Annotated in this window: 4 protein-coding genes and 2 pseudogenes; 4 read left to right on the plus strand and 2 right to left on the minus strand. The window is 40.2% G+C overall.

From position 1 onward, the window contains the following. Together B2X72_RS05940 and B2X72_RS05945 are read left to right on the plus strand one after the other, a co-directional pair. A pseudogene (locus B2X72_RS05940) lies at positions 1-702 on the plus strand (UbiD family decarboxylase domain-containing protein); the annotation flags it as partial. 78 nt (positions 703-780) lie between these two features. Beyond that, a complete protein-coding gene (locus B2X72_RS05945) occupies positions 781-1,116 on the plus strand; it encodes a HopJ type III effector protein (protein WP_286848567.1) in 336 nt (111 codons plus the stop codon). Between the two features lie 164 nt (positions 1,117-1,280). Here the strand turns inward: B2X72_RS05945 and B2X72_RS05950 are convergent, their stop codons facing one another. Both B2X72_RS05950 and B2X72_RS05955 read right to left on the minus strand, forming a co-directional pair. Continuing rightward, positions 1,281-1,742, minus strand: a complete 462-nt coding sequence (locus tag B2X72_RS05950; protein WP_145328328.1) for a VOC family protein — start codon at positions 1,740-1,742, stop codon at positions 1,281-1,283. A 177-nt stretch (positions 1,743-1,919) separates the two neighbouring features. Beyond that, positions 1,920-2,495, minus strand: coding sequence for a Crp/Fnr family transcriptional regulator (locus B2X72_RS05955; protein WP_286848569.1), 576 nt, complete (start codon positions 2,493-2,495; stop codon positions 1,920-1,922). 235 nt (positions 2,496-2,730) lie between these two features. Between B2X72_RS05955 and asnB the strand changes: the two genes are divergently transcribed. Further along, positions 2,731-4,419 carry an asparagine synthase B gene (gene asnB / locus B2X72_RS05960; protein ID WP_075994095.1) on the plus strand — a complete coding sequence of 563 codons (1,689 nt, stop codon included), beginning with the start codon at positions 2,731-2,733 and terminating at the stop codon, positions 4,417-4,419. 283 nt (positions 4,420-4,702) lie between these two features. Continuing rightward, a pseudogene (locus tag B2X72_RS05965) lies at positions 4,703-5,566 on the plus strand (peptidase M28); the annotation flags it as partial.

Below are 5,566 nucleotides of genomic sequence, written 5' to 3' on the forward strand. Positions count from 1 at the left end.
ACAATAGCCAATCAGATACTGGGTAAAAATCAGCTCAGCCTTGCTAAATATTTGTTTATTTCAGCACATGAAGATAATCCGCAATTGGATATTTATGATATTCCGGCTTTTTTGGGGCATATCCTTGAACGCATAGACCTTACTCGAGATGTTCATTTTCAGACCAATACGACTATTGATACCTTAGATTATTCCGGCGATGGATTAAATGCCGGTTCAAAGGTGGTTTTTGCTGCCGCTGGTACAAAGAAAAGAACATTGGGCCGTGAATTGCCAGCCAATTTTGAGCTGCCACGACCTTTTAATCAGGCAAAATTTGTCATACCTGGTGTTATTGCGATAGATGGACAGGCATTCTCCACATACGAGCATGAATCGAAAATTATGGCGGAATGGTGTCGTGCTGCCGCTGCAAGCTCCTGGGAAGGTTTTCCATTGATCGTTTTATGCGATGATGCTAACTTTACCGCTGCTACTGTCAATAACTTTGTTTGGACAACGTTTACCCGGAGTAATCCTGCGTATGATATTTATGGAATAAATAGTTTTACAGCATTTAAACATTGGGGTTGTGAAGGTCCTCTGATTATTGATGCGCGGACAAAACCCCACCATGCCCCGGCTTTGATTAAAGATGAAGCGGTGGAAAGACGTGTGGATCAGCTTGCTGCAAAGGGAGGCTCGCTGCATGGAGTTATTTAAGAGCGCTTAATGCCTGTTCGTTCAGGTTTATGGTTGAGAAATTAAATTAGAATAGATTTTAAAAGGTATAACATCAAGATGAATACAGCAGAATTATTGATTAAATCAAAAGGAAGCGAATTACAGTTTCAGGAAGTATTGACTCATATTGCCGATCATTACAGCTATAGTCCCAGTGCATTTCAGAATGGGACGTTGAAAAATTCGAAAGAAGAAAATCAAGGCAGTGCAAAAGTTTTCTATTTTGCACAGTTGAATGGTCTTTCGCAGGAGGATACTTTGCGCCTTTTTGCCGAGCATTATCAGAATGTACTCGATAATCCTGAGGGAGAGGGACATCAGAACATCCGTCAATTTAGGACAAATGGCTGGGATGGGATCCTGTTTGAGCAAGAGGTATTGGTAAAGAAATAATAGTCCATCTGAAGGGTGAAAGCCCGAGATGAAATAGACGACTTCCTGTAGCGACAGGTTCAATTGAGATCGCGTAAATAGGCAGAAGTCATCGAAAATAGAAAGGGCGGTAAACTGTTGTTACCGCCTTTTTTGCCAAATATATTATGGACTGTTTCGCTGGCTTAAGGCTTACTTTCGCAATCTTGTTCTTTATTTCCGCCAAAATAAACCATCCAGCAAATGCCAAATTGATCTTGAAAAGCGCTGTATAGTTCGGCAAAGAATGTTTCGCCGAGCGGCATTTCAACCACCTTTGCATTGGTGCTTAATGCATCATACAATGTTTTTGCCTCTGTGGTGCTTTCACACATCAGCATGACATAGCTGTTGTTTCCTTGAATGTATTGTTGACCAAAAGCAGGAATGACATCAGCACCCATCAGCATGCTGTCTCCATTGATCGAAATTGCTGTATGACAGATTTTGTTTTTTGCTTCGTCTGGAACAGGTGGCATTTGTGGATCAGCGGGGATATCTCCGTAACGCATGTAGCCTGGGTTCTTTGTGTTGAAGACTTTTTCATAAAAATCGAATGCTTCTTCACAGTTTCCGTTGAAATTTAGATAAGCGTGTAATTTTGCCATGATTTCTAATTTTTGAATATAATGATTACTTCTTTTCGTTCTTTTTCTCAATTATTCTTCCCAGGGGACTACAATAAATAGCTTGGGAGTACATTCGTAAAATTAAACTGAAGTTTTCTTAAAAATCTTGCCTTAAGGCAAGATTTAAAAAAGTAGTTCTTTATTCATTAAAAAGGACTAATTTCCATGGACAATTTCCTTTCGAATACGGCTTAGGGAAGTGTCGGTGATACCTAGATAAGATGCGATATGTTTTAAGGGGGCTTGCTGTATCAATATTGGTTTTTCCTTAATCAGGCGTAGATAGCGGGCAGTAGCAGGTTCTGTAATCATGGCAATAGCTCTATTTTTGATGTGAACAAGTTCTTTAGCCATCCAGGAACGGCCCCATTCCCTAAATTCAGGAATCTGATGAAAGAGTTCCTGAAAATCTTCAAATTTTATTTTCCAGAGACGGGTTTCCATGAGTGCCTGAATATTTTCCACCGTTGGATTGCGTTGAAAAAAAGAAGCCACTTCAATGACAACATCATTGTCACTACAGAAGCCGATGGTAACTTCATTGCCTTCATAATCATGTAAAAAGGAGCGTGTAACTCCGTACTCAATCAAGTAGTAAGCATTTGAAACCTGCCCTTTGGTCAATATAAAATCGCCCTTTTTGACGGTTATGGCTTCGTGTTTCTCCGTGATGGCCGTTAATTCCTGTGGTGTGAGCGCAAGCTCACTATAGAAGGTTCTAATTAGATCCATGTCCTGGTTATTTGATTATGACGTCAATTTAACGATAAATCCGCAGATCAATTGTTAATCTATTGTGTGATTATTGTAAACAAATAAGTATTTCGTTGATAATTTTGTTTGTTTATGAAGCTATTTTTAATAAAAACACAATAAAAATTAAAAAACATTATGAATTTAGTTTTTAATTGTTTTACTTTGTGTCAATAACATAATGTAAAAACGAAATATTTAAAATTTTCATAATATGTGTGGAATTATTGGCGCTTTTGAATTAAAGCAACCTGCAAGCTCATTGAGATCTCAAGTATTAGAAATGTCAAAACGTATTCGTCACCGTGGTCCCGATTGGTCGGGTATATTTACTGGTGAGAAAGCTTTGTTGGCACACGAGAGATTAGCTATCGTTGATCCCAAATCGGGAAGTCAACCTTTGTACAGTCCGGATGGTAAAGTTGTACTAGCAGTTAATGGCGAGATCTATAACCACCATGAATTAAGAAATAGCCTTCCTGATTATGCGTTTTCTACACAAAGTGACTCTGAAGTTGTTTTGGCTTTATATTTAGCAAAAGGTCCCTCATTTGTGGATGAATTAAATGGTATTTTTGGATTTGCACTCTATGATTCGCGTGATGATTCCTTTTTTGTTGCACGTGACCATATGGGTATTATCCCTTTATATTACGGTGAAGATGAACAGGGACAGTTGTTTGTTGCATCTGAATTAAAATCACTGGAAGGTTTCTGTACGACGATTGAACAATTTCCTCCGGGACATTACTTGTATAGCAAAGCTGGGAAAACTCCGCAACGCTGGTACCAACGTGATTGGGAAAGTTACGCTGTCGTAAAAGACAACGAGACCGATATCGCCGTTTTACGCAAAGCTTTGGAAGATGCGGTTCATCGTCAATTGATGTCAGATGTACCTTACGGTGTACTGCTGTCCGGAGGATTGGATTCATCCGTTATTGCGGCGGTAACGAAGAAGTTTGCCTCCAAACGCATTGAAAGTGACGATAAAGAAGATGCTTGGTATCCTCAATTACATTCATTTGCGGTGGGACTGAAGGGTGCACCGGATCTAATTGCAGCACAAAAAGCTGCAGATCATATCGGAACGATACACCACGAGATCAACTTTACGATCCAAGAAGGATTGGATGCTATTCGTGATGTGATCTATCACCTGGAAACTTATGACGTTACAACGGTACGTGCTTCTACACCTATGTATTTATTAGCTCGTGTAATCAAATCAATGGGCATCAAAATGGTATTGTCAGGTGAAGGTTCAGACGAACTTTTCGGTGGGTATCTTTATTTTCATAAAGCACCTAATGCGCAGGAATTTCATGAAGAAACTGTACGCAAGCTGAAAAAGCTCTATCTATACGATTGTCTGCGGGCAAATAAATCACTTGCGGCCTGGGGAGTAGAAGGACGTGTGCCTTTCTTGGATAAAGAATTTATGGATATTGCCATGCGCATCAATCCTTCCGATAAAATGATTCGCGAAGGAAGAATGGAGAAATGGGTTGTACGTAAGGCATTTGAAGACTACTTGCCGGAGAGCATCGCATGGCGCCAGAAAGAGCAATTTTCTGATGGTGTAGGCTATAGCTGGATCGATACCTTGAAAGAGCAGGCTGAAAATAAAGTTTCTGATCAGGAATTTGCAGAGGCTTCAACGCGCTTCCCGATAAACACACCGAAAAATAAGGAAGAGTTTTTATATCGGACAATTTTCGAGTCCCATTTTCCTTCAACAGCAGCGGCACAAACTGTTCCTTCGGTAAAATCTGTCGCATGCAGTACACCAGAGGCCTTGGCTTGGGATGCTTCTTTCCAGCATCTGAATGATCCATCTGGAAGAGCTGTAGCCTCAGTCCACCAAGAGAGCTATGAAAAATCCAAAGTGGAAGCAGTGTAACTAATCAACCCTCATATCTATATTTAGTAAAGCCTGGAAAGACTCTTTTCAGGCTTTTTTATGTTCTCTTTTTAATTAAATAAGGGCATATTATTTAATTGATTAAAAATGAATGTGTTTTTTTAAATATTCTTTAGTAATTTTCGGAAAAACCAATCACAGGAAACTTTGAGTTTCTGAATTAGCTATAGGTGAACAAAATAGGAACGTGAATGTACAATTCAATATATTCCAGATGATCGTGTTCGCTGGTTAACAATTAATTATAAATAATGATATAAAGATGAAGATAGATTCAATGAAATACCATGGAATGAAATCTTTGGGGCTGGCACTTCTATTATTGAGCGCTCCAACTATTTTTGCGCAAAATAAAGACGCGATGGTTTCGTCAATTGTGCAGGAGGCAAATGCAAATTCACAATTGGAGAAGTATGCGTTTGAGCTTGTCGATATGATTGGCCCCCGTCTTGTCGGGAGTCCACAAATGCAACAGGCGCACGATTGGGTTGTCAAAAATTATAATGCGCTTGGAGCACAGGCTCGTAATGAGCCTTATGGTGAATGGCGTTCCTGGGAACGGGGAACTTCTCAAGTGACGATGACTTATCCGAGAATAAAGTCTTTAGAAGGTACACAGTTGGCTTTTAGTCCTATGACGAAGGAGAAAGGGATCGAGGCAGAAGTGGTCGCTATGCCTTTGTTTAGCTCCAAATCTGATTTTCAGTCCTGGCTTAAAACAGTTAAAGGCAAGATTGTATTGATTGGGATGAATCCACTGTCGGGGAGATCTGATGCCAACTGGAAGGAGTCTGCTTCCCCGAAAGGTTATGAAAAATATCAAACCTTAAAGAATGATCAGTTGAAAAAATGGGAAGGCAGCATGTCCTACACGGGAAGCACCCGTCGGACATTGCCATTGGCCCTGGAGAATGCGGGAGCCGTTGGTGTTATTGATTCCTACTGGACGGAGCTGCCAGGCATCACACGGATTTTTGATGCGAAGTCTAAACAGATTCCGGTATTTAATGTCGGATTGGAAGATTATGGTCTGTTATACCGCATGGCAGAACATGGGGTCAAACCTCGGGTATCACTACAGGGAAATTCAAAGGAGCTTGGGATATCAAAAACCTATAATAGTATT

The sequence above is a fragment of the Sphingobacterium sp. UBA7253 genome, assembly GCF_002472745.1.
Lineage (GTDB): Bacteria > Bacteroidota > Bacteroidia > Sphingobacteriales > Sphingobacteriaceae > Sphingobacterium > Sphingobacterium siyangense.

What these genes read in the sequence shown, in the direction of transcription:
- B2X72_RS05955 (WP_286848569.1), bottom strand. Translation starts at nt 2,495, where the DNA reads ATGGATCTAATTAGAACCTTCTATAGTGAGCTTGCGCTCACACCACAG.
- B2X72_RS05945 (WP_286848567.1), top strand. Translation starts at nt 781, where the DNA reads ATGAATACAGCAGAATTATTGATTAAATCAAAAGGAAGCGAATTACAG.
- B2X72_RS05950 (WP_145328328.1), bottom strand. Translation starts at nt 1,742, where the DNA reads ATGGCAAAATTACACGCTTATCTAAATTTCAACGGAAACTGTGAAGAA.
- asnB (WP_075994095.1), top strand. Translation starts at nt 2,731, where the DNA reads ATGTGTGGAATTATTGGCGCTTTTGAATTAAAGCAACCTGCAAGCTCA.